This window comes from Sphaerisporangium sp. NPDC051017, assembly GCF_040683095.1.
GTDB lineage: Bacteria > Actinomycetota > Actinomycetes > Streptosporangiales > Streptosporangiaceae > Sphaerisporangium.
Genome location: NZ_JBFBCI010000026.1, coordinates 61,832 through 79,164, shown reverse-complemented (window position 1 = coordinate 79,164; position 17,333 = coordinate 61,832). Strand labels below are relative to the sequence as shown.

Sequence of the window (17,333 nt, the reverse complement as noted above, 5' to 3'; positions counted from 1 at the left end):
CTCAGTGCTTCCTCTCGCGCGCCTCCGGCACGCTGCCTCTCAGTCCCAGTCCAGGCCGCGGCGACGCCAGACGTAGGCGTACGCGACCAGCACGGTGACGATGAACAGCACCATCTCGACCAGTCCGAAGACCCCGAGCTGATCGAAAGCGACCGCCCACGGATAAAGGAAGATGATCTCGATGTCGAACACGATGAAGAGCATCGCGGTGATCATGTACTTCAGAGGGAACCGGCCACCGCCGACGGGCTGCGGAGTCGGCTCGATGCCGCACTCGTAGGCGTCGAGCTTCGCGCGGTTCCAACGCTTCGGGCCGGTGAACGGGGCGATGCCCACGGAGAAGACGGCGAAACCCGCCGCGAGGACCGCGAGCACCAGAATCGGTACATACAGTTCCATCGCTATGCGTCCCCTCTGAGCGCTGGCGCGTCGGTCAATCGGTTGCTGAGTCTAAGCAGGGCGATCATCGATCTTCGTTCCGGGTGCTGTTGTCATGCCGGCGGCGTGACCTTGGACAGGGCGTTGATGATCCGGTCGGACGCGTCGCCCCGCCGGTCGTCCGTGAGATTAGCAAGGAGTTTCAGAGCGAACCGCATCAGAGTGGGATGTGGCAGACCGTGCCGTGTGAGGAAGCCCATCACACCCGGCTTGCCGATGGCCTCGACGAAGAGCCGCCCCAGAGTGAAGTAGCCGCCATAGGCGTCCTTGAGCGTCTTCGGATACGCGCGCAGCACGCGCTCGCGCTGCGCGGGGGTGCCGGCGGACAGGGCCGTGGTGATGGCGTCGGCCGCGACCCGGCCGGTCTCCATCGCGTAGGCGATGCCCTCGCCGTTGAAGGGGTTGATCATGCCGCCGGCGTCGCCGACGAGCACCAGGCCGCGGGTGTAGTGGGGCTGCCGGTTGAACGCCATCGGCAGCGCCGCGCCGCGCACGGGGCCGGTCATGTTCTCTTCGGTGAAGCCCCATTCGGCGGGCATGTTCCTCACCCAGCGGCGCAGAAGGTCGCGGTAGTCGAGGTTCTGGAACGCCTCACTGGTGTTGAGCAGGCCGAGGCCGACGTTGCTCGTGCCGTCGCCGACGCCGAACACCCAGCCGTACCCGGGGAGCAGGCGCGCGGAGCCGTCCGGCTCGGTGTCCCACAGCTCCAGCCAGGACTCCAGCCAGTCGTCGTCGTGCCGGGGGCTGGTGAAGTACGTGCGCACGGCCACGCCCATGGGGCGGTCGTCGCGTTTGTGCAGGCCCATCGACAGCGACAGGCGGGTGGAGTTGCCGTCGGCGGCGACGACCAGGCGGGAGCGGTAGGTGACCGGCTCGCCGTCGCTCTTGGCGGTGACGCCGACGATGTGGCCGCTGCGCTCGTCCAGCACGGGGCCCGTGACGTTGACGCCTTGGAGGAGCCGGACGCCGGCGCGCTCGGCGTTGGCGGCGAGGATCTGGTCGAAGTCCAGGCGGGTGCGCACCAGGCCGAAGTCGGGGAAGCTGGACAGCTCGGGCCAGGCCAGCTCCAGGCGCAGCCCGCCGCCGACGACGCGCAGGCCCTTGTTGCGGATCCAGCCGGGGGCGTCGATGTCAACGCCCATGGCGATCAGTTCCTTGACGGCGCGCGGCGTCAACCCGTCCCCGCACACTTTCTCGCGCGGGAATCGGGTCTTCTCCAGCAGCAGGACGTCATAGCCGGCCTGCGCGAGGTAGAAGGCCGTGGTCGAACCCGCGGGTCCGGCGCCGACGACGATGATGTCGGCGTCCGCCGCGGGGGCTGACTCGCTCACGGGACCTGTCCTGTCCTAGGTGTCGAGGGCCTTGGGGCTGGGGCCTTCGTTCCTTTGTGAACCACTTCACAAACTTGTCGGCGGAAGTCTAACCCTTTTTCCCTGCCCGCTGTCAGATGGAGCTTACCTAGTGCCCCACGGTCGGTTTAACAGCCCGGTGCAGGGCCACGATGCCCAGGGAAAGATTGCGCCAAGCGATGCCTTCCCAGCCCGCCTCCCGCAGAAGCCGGGAGAGTCCGGCCTGATCAGGCCATGCGCGGATCGACTCCGCGAGATATTCGTAGGAGTCGGGATTGGAGCTCACCGCCCCCGCCACGAGAGGCAGCAGCCGCATCAGGTATTGGGTGTAAACGACATCGAACGACCTCAGCGTGGGCCGGGAGAACTCGCAGACCACCAGCCGCCCGCCGGGCCTGGTGACGCGCAGCATCTCGCGCAGCGCCTTTACCGTGTCGTTGACGTTTCGCAATCCGAACGAGATGGTCGTCACGTCGAACGTGTCGTCGGCGAAGGGCAGCCGCAACGCGTCGCCCCCGATGAACGTGACCCCGGACGGCCCGGCGCCGTCCAGCCCGGACCCTCCCCGCCTGGCGGCGCCCGTGCGCAGCATGCCGAGCGAGAAGTCGCAGGCGATGGCCCGCGCCCCGAGGCCGGTGAACGTTTCACTGGAGGTGCCGGTTCCGGCGGCCAGGTCGAGGACGAGCTCACCCGGACCCGCGTCGACGGCGGCGGCCGTGGCTTTGCGCCACAGGCGGTCCTGGCCGAGGGAGAGGACATCGTTGACCAGGTCGTAGCGCCGGGCCGTGCGGTCGAACATCGCCGCCACCTCATGCGGCTGCTTGTCCAGGGATGCACGCGTCATGCGGACAAGCTTAGTGGGCATGCGTTCTTCCACCCAAAGTAGCCGCTTCATTACCGAGCGTCTGCTAGGACTTGGTGCGTGCCAGTCCGAACGCCGGCCCTGAAGCCGGCCTCCACAGCCCTGTGCCTGATCTCGGTGCTCGCCGGAGGGCTCGTCCTGCTCCCCTGCGCCCCCGCCTCCGCCGGCACCGTCGCCCACCCGCGCGTGGTCTCCGCCCGCCCCGTCGCCACCACTCCCCACGTGCTGGACGGCATCGTCAACGCCTTCGCCCTCGTCGGCAGGACCGTCGTGGTCGGCGGCGAGTTCGGCGAGGTCCGCGAGGCCCGGGGCACCACGACCCTGCGCAGGAGGAACCTGTTCGCCTTCGATCTGGTCACCGGCCGCGTCGACCCGCGGTTCGCGCCCGAGGTGGACGGGCCGGTGCGCGCGCTGGCGGCCGGCCCGGGCGGGACGGTCTACGTCGGGGGCGGCTTCGCCTCGGCCGGCGGGCCGGGTTCGGGCCCGGACTCCGGCTCCGGCTCGGGTTCCGGTGACACCCAGAGCCTGGCCCGGCTCTCGGTGGCCGACGGCTCGCCGGCGCCGGGCTTCGCGGGGCGGATCCGCGGCGGCGAGGTGTCGAGCCTCGTCCTCCAGGGCTCCAAACTGTACGTCGGTGGCGACTTCGACGGCGTCGGCCAGACCTCCCGCCCGGCGCTCGCCCGCCTGGACGCCGCCACCGGCGAGCTCGACCCGGCCTTCACCGTCACGCCGGGCGGCCCGCGCGGCGGAACGCTGAAGGTCTACGCGATGGCCGCCACCCGTGACCGCCTCGCCGTGGACGGCTCCTTCACCACCCTGGACGGGCGGCGCCGCCCCCAGGTCGGGCTCATCGACATCGGCGCCGCGCGCCCGGCGGTCGCCCCCTGGCACACCGAGGCGTACGCGGACGCGTGTAAGGACGCCTTTCCGTCTTACGTTCGGGGCCTTGATTTCTCACCTGACGGGGACTATTTCGTCATTGTGACGACAGGGGGCGCCAAGGGGACGTCCAAGCTCTGCGATTCCGCGGCACGCTTCGAGACCTATTCACGCGGCGCGGCGATCCGCCCGACTTGGATCAACTTCACCGGCGGCGACTCGCTGTACTCCGTGGCCGTGACGGGGGCCGCGGTGTACGTCGGGGGCCATCAGCGCTGGCTCGACAACCCGCGGGGGTCGGACACGGCCGGGCCGGGCGCGGTGTCGCGGCCGGGCATTGGCGCGATTCACCCCGCCACCGGCAAAGCGCTCACATGGAACCCGACTCGCGACCGCGGCATCGGTGTCAAAGCGTTCCTGGCTCACAAAGGCGGCCTTCTCGTCGGAAGCGACACCACGCACCTCGGACACGAGTACCATGCCCGGGTCGGCATGTTCCCGCTGCCTTAACCCCTGCGGCCCTTGCTGATCTGTTCACTCACCGCGTCTCGCTGCCTGGACAGCAGCACGTAGCTGGCCATGCCGCTGATCACGAAGCTGATCACGATCAGCCAGAAGACGTTGTGGATGCCGATCAGATAGAGCACACCGAGGGTGACGGCGAACAGGCCGATCCGTGACGCGGTGTAGACGAGAAACGGTCGCACAACCTCGAGGTTACGCCACCGGCCCGATGGAGCGGTCTAGGGCACCCCTGGACGGCCGCCCATTAAGACCCCGGAGCTTTACCGGCTCACTTCGCATCGGGCGCGAGCACTGCTAGTGTTCCCAACACGGCGCTTTTGTAAAGAAACACCCACGAGCGCCCCAAAGAGGCTCTATCATATAACAAACGGGCAGTCAGCTGATAACAACCCGTGATCTTTCGATGTAAATCACGGATATATCAGATTTGGCTCGGCAAACTGGATACCTGTCCGCCCGCTTCAGGATGCGGGATGCGAGGGGGGAGATTGTGGAGAGTAGCAGCGAACGTCTGCTGACCCCTGGAGAGGTTGCCGCCCTCTTCCGGGTCGATCCAAAAACAGTGACGCGCTGGGCAGCGGCAGGCCGTATCAGCAGCATCCGCACCCCCGGAGGGCACCGGCGTTTCCGCGAGTCGGAGGTGCACGCCCTCCTGCGTGGCGAGGAAGTCCTCACGGGCGATCGGCCAAACGGCGACTCGCCGCGCGTCTGATGTGCAGGTGAGAGCACACCGGGCCTGGCGAACCTCGCGAGGCGCGGTGAACTCGAAGCCGCGATGCGCCACCCGGTGATCCTGCGTGCCCCCGGAAGCCGCAGGGTCACTGTTCTTTATAGGCACGCCATAAATGCATTTACGGATCTGAATGTACGTCGGCCGACGCGTCGTGCACATGATCGGCACGACCCGGCACCGCGGGAGCCACGACCCGCGGCCCGGCGAGCACCCGATCATGGGTAGTGAACGCCCGGTCACCGGTAGGGGGGCGGCCGAGGGCTTAGGGGTCGGCTCAAGGGCCGGCTCAGCGGTCATAGCCCGGCTGCGACTCCTTGAACGCCAGGAACTCGCGCTCCAGCTCGTCGTTCCCCTCACGCCAGCGCCGGCGCCGCTCGGTGTCCTGCTCCTCGGTGACGGACTCGGGCAGCCACCGGTCGTAGTCCGGGTCGCCCGGCTCGATCTCGACGTAGGCGTTGCCGATCAGGCGTCCGTCGTCGCTGGTCAAGGACTGCGGTATGCGCAACCTCCCGTCCGCGAGCCGGATGACGTACATGACGGATCACCTAGATTCCGTAGCGCCGGTTGAAGAACAGCATGACATCCAGCGCGGCCCGCGTGTCTCCGTTCAGCATGTCCACCAGCGCGGGACGCTGCCGCGAGGCGATCGCCGCGAAGGCGTCGGCGAAGAACTCCTTGCGGCCGAGACCGCCCGGCTGCCGGTGGAACGTCGAGGCGAACAGCGGCGCGCACTGGTTATAAAGGGCCATGAACTCCGGGGAATCGGACACCCATTCGCCCGGCGCCGCGTCGATGTCGTCCAGGGCGTGGCCCGTCTCGTGCATCATCACGTCGGGCGTCGGCGACGGCCGGTCCCCCACCACGATCTTGCGGTCGCCGTACGCGCCGGCGCAGACGTCCCAGGTCGCCTTGCCCGAGGGCAGCGGCGCGCCCCGCAGATAGCCCATGTCGTCCAGATCGGGGACCCCTCCGGCCCCGATGTAGATGCCGTCGAGCCCGACCGCCAGGAGGGCCTTCAGGCGCTCCGGCAGACGGCACAGGCTGTCGACGGCGCGGACCGCGTCCGCCGAGGGCGGCCCCTCGGCCGCGTCCCACTGCCGGTAGAGGATCTGCTCCAGGGGCCCGCAGTGCTTCAGCCCGTCCCCGTAGTCGGGGGTGTCCGGCGAGTTCGGCTGGGCCAGCGGCGGCTCGTCGTCCAGCTCGAAGTCACGCCAGATGTACTGGGGCCGGTCCACGACCGGCGCGGTGACCGCGCCGGGGACGTCCACGCGCCCCTGGTCGCCCTCCCAGAAGGAGTCGGCCCGGCTCTCGCGGCGGTTGGCCCTGCGCCCGCTGTCGCGGTACTCGGCGCGGCCCTCGCGCGGCTGGCGGCGGGCGTCGCCCCTGCCCTCGCGGGAGCCGTCCGTACGGCGCTCGGCGCCGGCGTCGGGACGCCTGGCGTCCGTGGGCTCCTGCGCCCCCTCACGCGGGGTCTCGCCCCGGTAGGGGAAGGCGTACGGCCCGCGCTGCCGCCAGCGCGACGCGCGGCGGTGGCGACCCCTGTCGCCGGGCTGGCCCGTCACCGCGATGGCCAGAGGGCCCGAGCGAGCGCGAAGTTCAGCACGCAACCTCTCCCGTCCGCGAGCGTGGTCACGGTCCACCGTACGACGAGGCCGCGCGGGAAGCCATCTGTAATGTCCGACGGAGATGGCCCGCGAAAATCTACGGGGGCCCGTGGAGCAGGGCGCCCAGCCCCTTATCGGCCCGGGGCGCCGTCCCCCCGGAGACACGATCTACCGGCGAATGGCTTACGCTGCGGACATGCCTAGCGTGCTTCTTGGCCTGGCGTTGTTGGCCTTCTGGCTGTATTGCCTGTTCGATGTGATCACCACACCCGAGGAGGACGTGCGGAACCTGCCGAAGCTGCTGTGGGTCCTCATCGTCGTGCTCCTGGCCGACATCGGCGGCCTGCTGTGGCTGCTCCTCGGCCGCCCCCTCAGAGAGCAGGCCGTGCGGCGGCGTGTGGCCCGCCCGGGAGACCACCGGCCGCCCGTGGCCCGCGGCCCCGACGACGACCCCGACTTCCTCCGCGACCTCGACCGCCGCCTCCACCGCGAGGACGACTGACCGCCCCGAACCCGCCGCGCCCCGAACCGCCGAGCCGGAGGCGCGGCCATAGGAACAGCTAGGGGACCTGCGCGTACGAGTGCAGGCCCGACAGGAAGATGTTCACTCCCACCAGGTTGAAGATCAGGCAGCCGAAGGCGATGAGCTGGACGATCGTCGCGGCCTTGCCCTTCCACCCGGCGGTCGCCTTGGCGTGCAGGTAGGCCGCGTAGGCGATCCAGGTGATGAACGACCAGACCTCCTTGGGGTCCCAGCCCCAGTAGCGGCCCCAGGCCTTGTCCGCCCACAGCGCGCCCGCGATCACGGCGAACGTCCAGATCGGGAAGGCGATCACGATGGCCTGGTGGGCGACGCGCTCCAGGTCGGCGCGCGAGGGCAGCCGCGAGGGGCCCTCTTTACGGACCAGAAACAGGATTCCGGCCACCCCGGCGAGGATGAAGAGCCCTGCCGCGAGGATCGCCGCCGTCACGTGGATGGCGATCCAGTAGGACTTCAGCGCGGGCACGACCGGCCCGGCCTGCACGTGCAGGTAGCGGACGGCGAACCCGAGCCCGAGGGCCGCCGCGAGCGACACGAACGCGCCGAGGAAGCGGACGGGCTGGCGGATCTGCATCACCAGGAACGCCGAGACGGCGGCGAAGCAGATGGCCACCACGAACTCGTACATGTTGCCCCACGGCCAGCGCCCGACCGCGAGGCCGCGCGCGACGATGGCCCCGAGGTTGGCGGCCCAGCCGAGCCAGCTCAGCGCCACGGCCGCGACGGCGGCGCGCGCGGCCCAGGCGGGCGGCTCGGGCCCCTCGGCCCGCGCGGATGGGCTCTCGGGGGCGCTCTCGGCCGCCCCGCCGGCGCCTACCGCGACGAGCTTCCGGGCCGGGACCACCACCGCCGCGCGGACGCGGCCGAACCCGAGGTCCAGCGCGTAGCCGATCATGGCGAACACGTAGAGCAGGACGGCGGCCAGGACGAGCTGGTCGCTGAGCGTGGCGAGCCCGGACATCTCAGTGGGCATGGTTCGCTCCTTCACGCGAATCGGCCTCGGCGGCCTCGCGTCCTCGAAGGGTCGTGACGATCGTGGAGAACTCGTCGGCGAAGACGGCGCCGCCGTCGGTGCGCGTCAGCCCGCCGACCTCGACCTCCTCGCCGTTCTCCGCGGTGCCGACCCGGACCCAGACCCGGCGGCGGCGGACGGTGAGCGAGAGGACCAGGCCGAGCACGGCCAGGGCGGCGGCGACCAGCGCGGGTCCCCGGCCGGGGTCGTAGGCGATCTGGAGGCTGATCCACTCGCGGACGCCGGTGAGCTGGATCGACCCCGCGCCGCCGGGCAGCGGCAGGGTGTCGCCGACGGCGAGCGGCTTGGTCTTGTTCCCCATGACGAGGGGCTTGAGGTCGGTGGTGTCGAGCTGGTACACCGACTGCGGCTGCCCGGACTTCAGCCCGAGGTCGCCGGAGAACGCGAACACCTGGGCCGTGGGGTTGGCCGCGCCCGGGAAGATCGACACCCAGGACCCGTCTGCGGCGGGCACCGTGGTCGGCAGGAAGCGCACCAGGAACCCGAGCTGGGACGGCTGCGCGTCCGGCACCTTGATCACGCACTCGGAGGTGTAGGTCATCTGGTCGGCGGTCAGGCACGGCACCGCGCCCTCGAAGGCGACCTGCCCCTTGCCGTCCAGCACCTTGAACGCGGGGGCGTACCCGTGGCCGAGCAGGTAGGTCTGCGTGCCGTTGACGTCCAGGGGCTCGTTCACCCGCAGGTCGTACGGGCGTTCGGGCGCGCCGGGGCGGTCGGCGACCTTCAGCCGGGCCGAGAAGTCCAGCGGCTGGCCGCGCCGGTCGCCGGCGGCGACGTAGGTGGCCTGGAAGTCGTCCAGGTGGAAGGAGAACGGCTCCAGCGACTCGGCCGAGACCCGCTGGCCGGGGATGTACCGGTCGTAGGCGGCGACGGTGTTGGCGAAGCCGTTGCCCTCGACCAGCAGCACGTTCCCCCGGTACCCGTACAGCGAGCCCACGCCGACCGCGACCAGCAGCGCGAGCAGTGCGGTGTGGAAGAGCAGGTTGCCGGTCTCGCGCAGGTAGCCCTTCTCGGCGGCGACCCAGCCGGGGCCGGTGACCGTGCGGAAGCGCTTGGCGCGCAGCAGCGCGGCGAAGTCGTCGACGGTCCTGCCGGGCGCGGCGAAGGACGCGTGCTGCGGCAGCCGGGACAGGTTGCGCGGGGCCGCCGGGGGCTTGCGGCGCAGCTCGCGCCAGTGGGCGGCGGCCCTCGGGATGACGCAGCCGGCCAGCGAGAGGAACAGCAGCAGGTACGTCGCGGCGAACCACGGCGAGGTGAACACGTCGAACAGCCACAGCCGGTCCAGCCAGGCGGCCATGCCGGGGCTGTCCTTGAAGTACTGCGCGACCTTGTCGGGGCTGATCGACCGCTGAGGGTAGATCGACCCGGGCACCGAGGCCAGCGCGAACAGGAACAGCAGGATCAGCGCGGTGCGCATCGAGGTGAGCAGGCGCCAGGCCCAGCGCAGCCACCCCACCGGGCCGAGGCCGGCCGGGCGCACCGGGTCGGCGCGGACGTCTTCGGTCAGCGTCATCAGATCACCGGCTCGAATCCGCCCACCCAGCCCTGCATGTTCGCGATGATCTGCCCCCAGAGGCCGGTCACGAGCAGCACGCCGACCAGGACCAGCATGGCCCCGCCGACCCGGGTGATGAGCCGGGAGTGGCGGCGCACCGCCGTGAACGTCTTGAGGGCCTTGCGGTAGGCGAGGGCCGCGACGACGAACGGCAGGCCGAGCCCGAGCGCGTACGCGAACGCGAGTACGGCCCCGCGGAGCGCGCTGCCCTGGTCGAGGGACAGCGTGAGGACGGCCGACAGCGTCGGGCCGATGCAGGGCGTCCAGCCGAGGCCGAAGACGACGCCGAGCAGGGGGGCGCCCGCGATGCCCGCCGCTGGGAAGCGGTGGATGCGCACGTCCCGCTGCAGTCCGGGCACCAGGCCGAGGAACGCCAGGCCGAGCACGATCGTCAGGGCGCCGAGCACGCGGGTGATCACGTCGGCGTTGCCGAGCAGCAGCGCGCCGAGACCGCCGAACAGGGCGCCTCCGAGCACGAACACCAGCGAGAAGCCCAGCACGAACAGGGCGCTGCCCGCGATCATGCGGCCGCGCCGGGGGTCGCCGCTCATGCCCGTGACGTACGACAGGTAGCCGGGCACCAGGGGCAGCACGCATGGGGACAGGAACGACACCAGCCCCGCGGCCACCGCGATGGGCAGCGCCACGAGCAGCGAGCCCGCCGCGATCGTGGTCGTGAGATCGCTCACGGCGCACCCGGCCCGGTCGGGACGCGGGCGCCGCGGGCGCGGGCCCTACTTCTCATCGCCGACCTTGGTCACCACGTCGAGCAGGTCGGAGTACTTGACCTCGCCGAGGGCGCGCGCCGCGACGCGCCCCTGGCGGTCGAGCACCAGAGTGGACGGGATCGCCGCCGGGTTCACCATGCCGTGGAAGGCGAGCGCCACCTTGCCCGGCTGGTCGAACAGGCTCGGGTAGCCGGGCTGCTGGGTGCGCTGGAAGGCCACGGCCTGCGCCTTGTCGTCCTTGAAGTCGACGCCGAGGAAGCTGACGCCGCGGTCCTTGGTCTTGGCGGCGACGTCCTTGAGGATGGGCGCCTCGCTGCGGCAGGGCGCGCACCACGAGGCCCAGAAGTTGAGCACCAGGACCTTGCCCTTGTGGTCTGCCAGGGCGGCGGCCGTGCCTTCGAGGGTCTCGCCCTGGACGTCCGGGGCCGCCTGGCGCTGCGCGGCGGGGACGACGAGCATGCTGCCGTCGCCGGCGACGTAGCGCGTGTCACCGGACTGCGGCTGGGTTCCCTGGGTTCCGGCGCAGCCCGCCAGAGCCGTCATGGCGAGCACGACGGCGACGAGGGCGCGTGGCTTCGCGGACACCGAGAAGGGTCTCCTTGTACTCACGACGTACTACGACCGGTAGAGCTTCAAACCCTATCCAGCACGCCGCGCGCCCCCGAAATCGGGGCGGTACCTGTGCAGGTGTGGGGTGACTACCGCCGATTGGCCGATTTGAGCATTTTAGACGGTTTGACGAGTGCGCCGGCCGGTTCGCTGTACCCGACGCTCGCCAGCCGGTCCCCCTCGAACGTGAGGCTGGTCACGCTGGCCAGCGCGCACTGGCGGCGGCGCGGGTCGTGCCAGAACCTGCGGCCCTCGGCGGCCAGGCGGATGATCCAGATCGGGAGCTGGTGGCTGACCAGCACGACCTCGTGCCCCCGCGCCCCGGCCCGCGCCTGGTTGATGATCGACCGTATGCGATCGACGATCTCGGTGTACGGCTCGCCCCACGAGGGACGCGCGGGGTTCCACATGTGGCGGAAGTTGCTCGGCGTGCGGAACATGCCGCCGATCACCAGGCCCTCGAAGACGTTGTCGGCCTCGATCAGCCGGTCGTCGGTCTGGACGGGCAGCCCGAAGGTCTGCGCGAGCGGCACGGAGGTCTCCTGGGCACGCTCCAGCGGCGAGCTGTACAGCGCGGTGACGTCGCGGCCGGCGAGCGCCTTGGCCACCATCTCGGCCATCGAACGGCCGTTCTCGGAGAGGTGGTACCCGGGCAGCCGTCCGTACAGGAGGCCCTGGGGATTGTGCACCTCTCCATGACGGAGCAGGTGAACAATGGTGCTTTCAGTCATGACGGACACCAGCCTACTGGCCCGAACCGGCCGCGGCCGTGAGGCCGGGCGGGGGTGTCATCTTGCGCAGCACCTCGACGGCCGCGCGGATGGCCGGGCGGCGCGCGGCGTCCGTCCGCCACACCGCGAAGATGTGCCGGATGGGCCTCGGCTTCAGCGGCACGGCCCGGACGTCCGGCGGCAGCCCGCCGCGGCCCAGGCGCGGGATCAGCGCGCAGCCGTGACCGGCCCCGACCAGCGCGACCTGCGTCGGGTACTCGTCGGCGATGCACGAGAAGTCGGGCTCCAGCGACGCCCGGCGCAGGGTCAGCACGAGCCAGTCGTGGCACAACGTGCCCGGGGACGAGCCGATCCACCGCTCGCCGGTCAGCTCCGCCAGGTCGATCTCGGGCCTGCCGGCCAGGGGGTGGTCGGCGGCGAGGACGACGTCGGCCGGGTCCTCGAACAGCGGCGCGCGCGACAGCCCCTCGGGGACGGCCATCGGCCGGTTCTGCCAGTCCTGGACGATGGCCAGGTCCAGCTCGCCGCGCGCGACCTCGCGCACCTGACGCTCGGGCTCGCGCTCGTACATCATCAGGTCCAGCTCGGGGTGGCGCCGCTTGAGCTCGCCCAGCGCGTGCGGCATGACCCCCCGGGCCGCCGTCGGGAACGCGGCGATCAGCAGGCGCCCGACGACCGTGCCGCGCAGGGCCTCGAAGTCGGCCTCGGCGGTCTCCACCAGGGCGAGGATGCGCTCGGCGTGCTCGGCGAGCAGCCCCGCGGCGTCGGTGAGCTTCACGCCGCGCCCGTTGCGCTCCAGCAGCGTGGAGCCGGTCTCGCGCTCCAGCTTGGCGAGCTGCTGGGAGATCGCCGAGGGGGTGACCATGAGCGCCTCGGCGGCGGCGCCGACCGAGCCGTACACCGAGACCGCGTGCAGGGCCTTGAGCCGGTGGAGATCCAACATATAGCGATGCTAAACGATGGCCGACCAAAAGTCGCGAGTGAGCTGAAGCTTCACGACCCCTGTCCGGCCTCCTGGGACGCGGCGGCCGCGGCCTTGGCGGCGGCGGGCAGCGCCTCGGCGACGCGGGTCAGCGCCTCCTCGTCGTGCGCCGCCGACAGGAACCACGCCTCGTACGCCGACGGCGGCAGGTAGACGCCCTGGTCCAGCATGGAGTGGAAGAACGCCCGGAACGCCCCGGTGTCCTGCGCGCGGGCGCCCGCGAAGTCGGTGACGGGATCGGCCGTGAAGAAGATCGAGAAGAGGTTGCCCGCGCGCTGGAGGCGGTGGGGCACCCCGGCGGCTGCCAGCGCGTCCGAGGCGGCGCGGCCGATGATCAGCGCCGCGGCGTCCACGCGGTCGTACACCTCGTCGTCGCAGGCGCGCAGCGTGGCCAGCCCCGCCGCGCACGCCAGCGGGTTCCCCGAGAGCGTGCCCGCCTGGTACACCGGGCCCTCGGGGGCGAGCCTGTCCATGATCTCGGCCCGGCCGCCGAACGCCGCCGCAGGCAGCCCCCCGCCCATGACCTTGCCGAACGTCATCAGGTCGGCCTCGACGGGGTCCAGGCCGTACCAGCCGGACGCCGAGACGCGAAAGCCCGTCAGCACCTCGTCCATGATGAGCAGGGCGCCCGAGGCCGTGCACAGCTCGCGCAGCAGCGCGTTGAAGCCGGCGGCCGGGGGCACGACCCCCATGTTGGCCGGGCACGCCTCGGTGATCACGCAGGCGATCTCGCCGCCGTACGCCGCGAACGCCTCGCGCACCGCCTCGGGCGAGTTGTACGGAAGGACGATCGTGTCGGCGGCCGACGCGCCGGTCACGCCGGGGGTGTCGGGCAGCCCGAAGGTCACGACGCCCGACCCGGCGGAGGCGAGCAGCGCGTCCACGTGCCCGTGGTAGCACCCGGCGAACTTGACCACGCGCGAGCGGCCGGTGAAGCCGCGCGCCAGCCGCACCGCCGACATGGTGGCCTCGGTGCCGGAGCTGACCAGGCGGACCTTCTCGACCGGGCCCACCCGCGCCACGAGCTCCTCGGCCAGCTCGACCTCGCCCGGGGTCGCGGTGCCGAACGAGGTGCCCCGCGCCAGCGCGGCCGTCAGGGCCTCCACCACGGCGGGGTGCCGGTGGCCGAGGATCATCGGCCCCCACGAGCACACCAGGTCGACGTAGCGGTTGCCGTCGGCGTCCACGACGTACGGCCCCTCGCCGGACTCCATGAACCTCGGGGTGCCGCCGACGGCGCCGAACGCGCGCACCGGGGAGTTCACCCCGCCGGGGACGACGGCGCGGGAACGGCCGAACAGGGCCTCTGAGATCTTCGTACGGCTCACGGACCCAGGCTAGTGCCCGGGGCGCGCGCCCGGACGGCCGCCTCCGGGCGCGAGCGCGGTCATTCGCAGGCGTCGGCCAGGTGGTCCAGGACGTGCAGCGGGTCGGGCAGGGGACGGCCGTCGGGTGGGCGCAGCCAGCGGGCCTGGCTGCCGTCGACCAGCGACGACGGCGGGGCGAGCACGTAGCTGTCGCGGCAGTGCCAGCGCAGGCCCGGGGTCTCCTCGATGGTCTCGGGCCCGTAGTCGAGGTGGCAGGACCACCACTCGTCCTCGTCCTCGGGGGCGCCACGTGTGGCGACATAAAAAAGGGCCCGGTCGCCATTCGTGGCTACCGGGCCCGTCGCGAAGCCGGATTCCTCCATCGCGAGCAGTGCCGTATGTCCGGCGGAGGCCGGCACGTCGAACACGTCGAACACCCTGCCCGTGGGAAGAATCACGTTCGCCTCGGGATTCTGCTCCCACCATCGGGTCAGCAGCGCGGCGTCCGTGGTCGCCATCATCTGCCAGGCCGGGGACAGGGGATGCGCCCCTGGATCCGGACAGCCCACGCGGTCGCACGAACAGGCGCGCCTTCCCTCGCGCAGCGGATGCGCGCCCAGGCAGCTCGCCCAGCCCAGCTCGGCGTATTCGAGCACCGAGGTGATCGTCTGTACTCTGCCATGGGCACGGCCTCGCTTTTTGGCCCTGCGGGCCGCCAGCGGCACCCCCACCATCGTGTTCCTCCCCCACCCTCGCCTTCCCCCGATGATGCCCGATGGCGTGCGGACCAGGTGACCCGACCCCCGGAAACCCCCGGAAAATGGCCCGTCAGGGTAGTCTTCTGGCCACTTCCGTAGCCCAGTAGGTGAGGATCATGTCCGCCCCGGCGCGCTTGATCGCGGTGAGCGACTCCATGATGACGCGGTCGCGGTCGATCCAGCCGTTGGCCGCCGCGGCCTCCACCATCGCGTACTCCCCGCTCACCTGGTAGGCCGCGACCGGCACGTCCACCGCGTCGCGCACCTGGCGCAGGATGTCCAGGTAGGCCAGCGCGGGCTTGACCATGACGGCGTCGGCGCCCTCCTGGAGGTCCAGGCGCACCTCGCGCAGCGACTCGCCGATCGGACCGGCCGGGTCCTGCTGGTAGGCGCTGCGGTCGCCGAACTGGGGCGCGCACTCGGCGGCGTCCCGGAACGGGCCGTAGAACGCCGAGGCGTACTTCGCCGAGTAGGCCAGGATCGGGATGTGCGCGAAGCCTTCCGCGTCCAGGGCCGCGCGGATCGCGCCGACCTGGCCGTCCATCATGCCGCTCGGCGCGATCACCTGTGACCCGGCGCGGGCCTGCGCCACGGCGATCGAGGCGTAGCGCTCCAGCGTCGCGTCGTTGTCGACCTCCCCCTCGGGGGTGAGGATGCCGCAGTGCCCGTGGTCGGTGTACTCGTCCAGGCAGGTGTCGCTCATGACGACGATGGCGTCGCCCAGGTCGGCGCTCAGCTCGGCCAGCGCCTTCTGCAGGATGCCGTCCGGGTCGTCGGCCGCCGAGCCCCGGGCGTCCTTCGCCGCCGGGACACCGAACAGGATCAGCCCGCCGACGCCCGCCTCCGCCGCCTCGCCGGCGGCCTTGCGCAGCGAGTCGAGGGTGTGCTGGACGACCCCGGGCATGGACGCGACCGGTTGCGGGTCGCTCACGCCCTCCTTGACGAACATCGGCAGCACCAGCTCGGCCGGGTGCAACCGCGTGCCCGCCACCAGGCGGCGGATCGGCGTGTTACGGCGCAGCCTGCGGGGCCGCGCGACCGGAAAGCCCGCGTTCATCGTGTCTCCCCTCCCTGACCTCGCGACCGGCCGCGCGCGGCCGGTCGCGATGGGGATCTCTACTGGTTGTGGTGGGTCACCTGGCCCGGCGCCGCGCTCCCCTGCGGGTCTGCGAGGGCCGTCGGGGGACGTCGCCGGCGGCGAGGGCCGCCTGACGCTGCTTGGCACCGTACTCGGCGAGGGCGGCGGCCAGGGCTCCGGCCGAGGGGTTGTCGGCCATGATGTCCACCCGCAGGCCGAACTCCTCCGCCGTCGTGGCGGTCTGCGGCCCGATCACCGCGATGACCGTCACGTTGTGCGGCTTGCCGGCGATGCCGACGAGGTTCCTCACCGTGCTGGACGAGGTGAACAGCACCGCGTCGAACCCGCCGCTCTTGATCGCCACGCGGGTCGCCTCGGGCGGCGGGGCCGCGCGGACCGTCCGGTAGGCCGTCACGTCGTCGCACTCCCAGCCGAGCTCGGTCAGCCCGGCGATCAGCGTCTCGGTGGCGATGTCCGCGCGGGGCAGCAGCACGCGGTTGATCGGGTCGAGCATCGAGTCGTACGGAGGCCACTCGGCGAGCAGCCCCTCCGAGGAGTGCTCGCCCACGGGCACGAGGTCCGGCTTGACGCCGAACGCGATCAGCGCCTGTGCCGTCGCCTCCCCCACGGCCGCGACCTTCAGCCCGGCGAACGCCCGCGCGTCCAGGCCGTACTCTTCGAACTTCTCGCGGATCGCCTTGACCGCGTTGGCCGAGGTGAACGCCACCCACTCGTAGCGGCCGGTCACCAGGCCCTTGATCGCACGATCCATCTGCTGCGGCGTGCGCGGCGGCTCGACGGAGATCGTCGGCACCTCCTCGGGCACCGCGCCGTACGACCTGAGCTGCTCGGAAAGCCCGGCCGCCTGCTCCTTGGTGCGCGGCACGAGCACCCGCCAGCCGAACAGCGGCTTGTTCTCGAACCAGGACAGCCGGTCGCGGGTGGTCACGGCGTCCCCGACGACGATCACCGCGGGCTCGGCGATGTCGGCGTGTTTCAGATCGGCGGCGAGCCTGCCGAGCGCGGAGACCACGGTGTACTGCTCGGTCGTGGTGCCGCTCTGCGTCACGGCCACGGGCGTGGTGTCGGGGCTGCCGCCCGCGATCAGGGCCTTGCCGATCGCCACCGCGTCCTGGACGCCGTTGTAGATCACCAGCGTGCCGTCGCAGGCGGCGTGCGGCGACCAGTCGTCCACACGCGTGGCATCCACGATGCGGAACTCGGACGCGGACGCCGCCGGGGCGATGCCCGCGTAGGTGAGCACGGCCGTCGCGGGCGTCACGCCCGGGACGATCTCGAAGTCGACGTCCGCCTTCGCGCAGGCCGCGACCTCCTCGCTCACCGAGGAGAAGAAGCCAGGGTCGCCCGCGCACAGGCGCACGACGTGACACCCGGCCTTGGCGTGCTGCACGGCTTTCAGCGACACCGCGCCCGATTCGCCGGCGACGTCGACGACCGTCACGTCCTCGGCGCAGTGGCGCAGCAGCGGGGCGTACGCCTCCTGGTCCAGGACGACGACGTCGGCGCGGGCGAGCAGGTCGGCGCCACGCAGGGTCAGAAGGTTCTCGTCGCCGGGGCCCGCCCCCACGAACGCGACGAAACCGGCGCGCCGCCGCCCGGC

General features: G+C 71.4%; 19 protein-coding genes. 3 read left to right on the top strand and 16 right to left on the bottom strand.

Going from position 1 to position 17,333, the window contains the following annotated elements; genetic code table 11:
- Nucleotides 1-39: 39 nt before the first annotated feature.
- From AB0M95_RS21520 to AB0M95_RS21510, 3 genes are all read right to left on the bottom strand, one after another.
- Entirely contained in the window at nt 40-399 is a 360-nt protein-coding gene (locus AB0M95_RS21520) for an NADH-quinone oxidoreductase subunit A (protein WP_203993453.1), read from the bottom strand.
- Nucleotides 400-491: 92 nt separating this feature from the next.
- Nucleotides 492-1,769: a geranylgeranyl reductase family protein gene (locus AB0M95_RS21515; protein ID WP_363767243.1), complete on the bottom strand. Its 1,278-nt coding sequence runs from the start codon at nt 1,767-1,769 to the stop codon at nt 492-494.
- Nucleotides 1,770-1,896: 127 nt separating this feature from the next.
- Nucleotides 1,897-2,631 carry a demethylmenaquinone methyltransferase gene (locus AB0M95_RS21510; protein WP_358517109.1) on the bottom strand — a complete coding sequence of 245 codons (735 nt, stop codon included), beginning with the start codon at nt 2,629-2,631 and terminating at the stop codon, nt 1,897-1,899.
- Nucleotides 2,632-2,709: 78 nt separating this feature from the next.
- On the opposite strand from AB0M95_RS21510, the gene AB0M95_RS21505 reads away from it, so the two are divergent.
- Nucleotides 2,710-4,038: a delta-60 repeat domain-containing protein gene (locus tag AB0M95_RS21505; protein WP_363767240.1), complete on the top strand. Its 1,329-nt coding sequence runs from the start codon at nt 2,710-2,712 to the stop codon at nt 4,036-4,038.
- Here AB0M95_RS21505 and AB0M95_RS21500 read toward each other — a convergent pair.
- The gene (locus AB0M95_RS21500; RefSeq protein ID WP_363767237.1) at nt 4,035-4,235 is read right to left on the bottom strand and encodes a DUF4229 domain-containing protein; all 201 of its coding nucleotides are present in this window, start codon (nt 4,233-4,235) and stop codon (nt 4,035-4,037) included. The two genes, AB0M95_RS21505 and AB0M95_RS21500, sit on opposite strands and share 4 nt — an antisense overlap.
- Nucleotides 4,236-4,519: 284 nt before the next feature.
- Between AB0M95_RS21500 and AB0M95_RS21495 the strand changes: the two genes are divergently transcribed.
- Entirely contained in the window at nt 4,520-4,765 is a 246-nt protein-coding gene (locus AB0M95_RS21495) for a BldC family transcriptional regulator (RefSeq protein ID WP_358517115.1), read from the top strand.
- A gap of 307 nt (nt 4,766-5,072) precedes the next feature.
- On the opposite strand, the gene AB0M95_RS21490 is transcribed toward AB0M95_RS21495, so the two are convergent.
- On the bottom strand, nt 5,073-5,321 hold the full coding sequence (locus tag AB0M95_RS21490; protein ID WP_358517117.1) for a hypothetical protein: 249 nt from the start codon (nt 5,319-5,321) through the stop codon (nt 5,073-5,075).
- Between the two features lie 10 nt (nt 5,322-5,331).
- Nucleotides 5,332-6,348, bottom strand: coding sequence for a hypothetical protein (locus tag AB0M95_RS21485; RefSeq protein ID WP_363767233.1), 1,017 nt, complete (start codon nt 6,346-6,348; stop codon nt 5,332-5,334).
- A 238-nt stretch (nt 6,349-6,586) separates the two neighbouring features.
- Here AB0M95_RS21485 and AB0M95_RS21480 point away from each other — a divergent pair, with 238 nt between their 5' ends.
- On the top strand, nt 6,587-6,892 hold the full coding sequence (locus AB0M95_RS21480) for a PLDc N-terminal domain-containing protein (RefSeq protein WP_363767230.1): 306 nt from the start codon (nt 6,587-6,589) through the stop codon (nt 6,890-6,892).
- A 58-nt stretch (nt 6,893-6,950) separates the two neighbouring features.
- Here the strand turns inward: AB0M95_RS21480 and ccsB are convergent, their stop codons facing one another.
- From ccsB to AB0M95_RS21430, 10 genes are all read right to left on the bottom strand, one after another.
- Complete coding sequence (ccsB, locus tag AB0M95_RS21475) at nt 6,951-7,904, bottom strand: c-type cytochrome biogenesis protein CcsB (RefSeq protein ID WP_363767227.1); 954 nt, start codon at nt 7,902-7,904, stop codon at nt 6,951-6,953.
- Entirely contained in the window at nt 7,894-9,477 is a 1,584-nt protein-coding gene (locus AB0M95_RS21470; RefSeq protein ID WP_363767224.1) for a cytochrome c biogenesis protein ResB, read from the bottom strand. Before AB0M95_RS21470 ends, ccsB begins: the two co-directional genes overlap by 11 nt.
- The gene (locus tag AB0M95_RS21465) at nt 9,477-10,208 is read right to left on the bottom strand and encodes a cytochrome c biogenesis protein CcdA (protein ID WP_363767221.1); all 732 of its coding nucleotides are present in this window, start codon (nt 10,206-10,208) and stop codon (nt 9,477-9,479) included. The genes AB0M95_RS21470 and AB0M95_RS21465 overlap by 1 nt, the downstream gene beginning before the upstream one ends.
- Nucleotides 10,209-10,253: 45 nt before the next feature.
- Complete coding sequence (locus AB0M95_RS21460; RefSeq protein WP_363767218.1) at nt 10,254-10,832, bottom strand: TlpA disulfide reductase family protein; 579 nt, start codon at nt 10,830-10,832, stop codon at nt 10,254-10,256.
- A gap of 113 nt (nt 10,833-10,945) precedes the next feature.
- Nucleotides 10,946-11,587 carry a histidine phosphatase family protein gene (locus tag AB0M95_RS21455; RefSeq protein ID WP_363767215.1) on the bottom strand — a complete coding sequence of 214 codons (642 nt, stop codon included), beginning with the start codon at nt 11,585-11,587 and terminating at the stop codon, nt 10,946-10,948.
- Between the two features lie 13 nt (nt 11,588-11,600).
- Nucleotides 11,601-12,530, bottom strand: coding sequence for a LysR family transcriptional regulator (locus AB0M95_RS21450; protein WP_363767212.1), 930 nt, complete (start codon nt 12,528-12,530; stop codon nt 11,601-11,603).
- A gap of 50 nt (nt 12,531-12,580) precedes the next feature.
- Nucleotides 12,581-13,897, bottom strand: coding sequence for a glutamate-1-semialdehyde 2,1-aminomutase (hemL, locus tag AB0M95_RS21445; RefSeq protein WP_358517134.1), 1,317 nt, complete (start codon nt 13,895-13,897; stop codon nt 12,581-12,583).
- Between the two features lie 59 nt (nt 13,898-13,956).
- A complete protein-coding gene (locus AB0M95_RS21440) occupies nt 13,957-14,610 on the bottom strand; it encodes a bifunctional DNA primase/polymerase (RefSeq protein WP_358517136.1) in 654 nt (217 codons plus the stop codon).
- 94 nt (nt 14,611-14,704) lie between these two features.
- The gene (gene hemB, locus AB0M95_RS21435) at nt 14,705-15,691 is read right to left on the bottom strand and encodes a porphobilinogen synthase (protein ID WP_363767209.1); all 987 of its coding nucleotides are present in this window, start codon (nt 15,689-15,691) and stop codon (nt 14,705-14,707) included.
- A gap of 76 nt (nt 15,692-15,767) precedes the next feature.
- Nucleotides 15,768-17,300, bottom strand: coding sequence for a uroporphyrinogen-III synthase (locus AB0M95_RS21430; protein ID WP_363767322.1), 1,533 nt, complete (start codon nt 17,298-17,300; stop codon nt 15,768-15,770).
- Between the last annotated feature and the right edge of the window lie 33 nt (nt 17,301-17,333).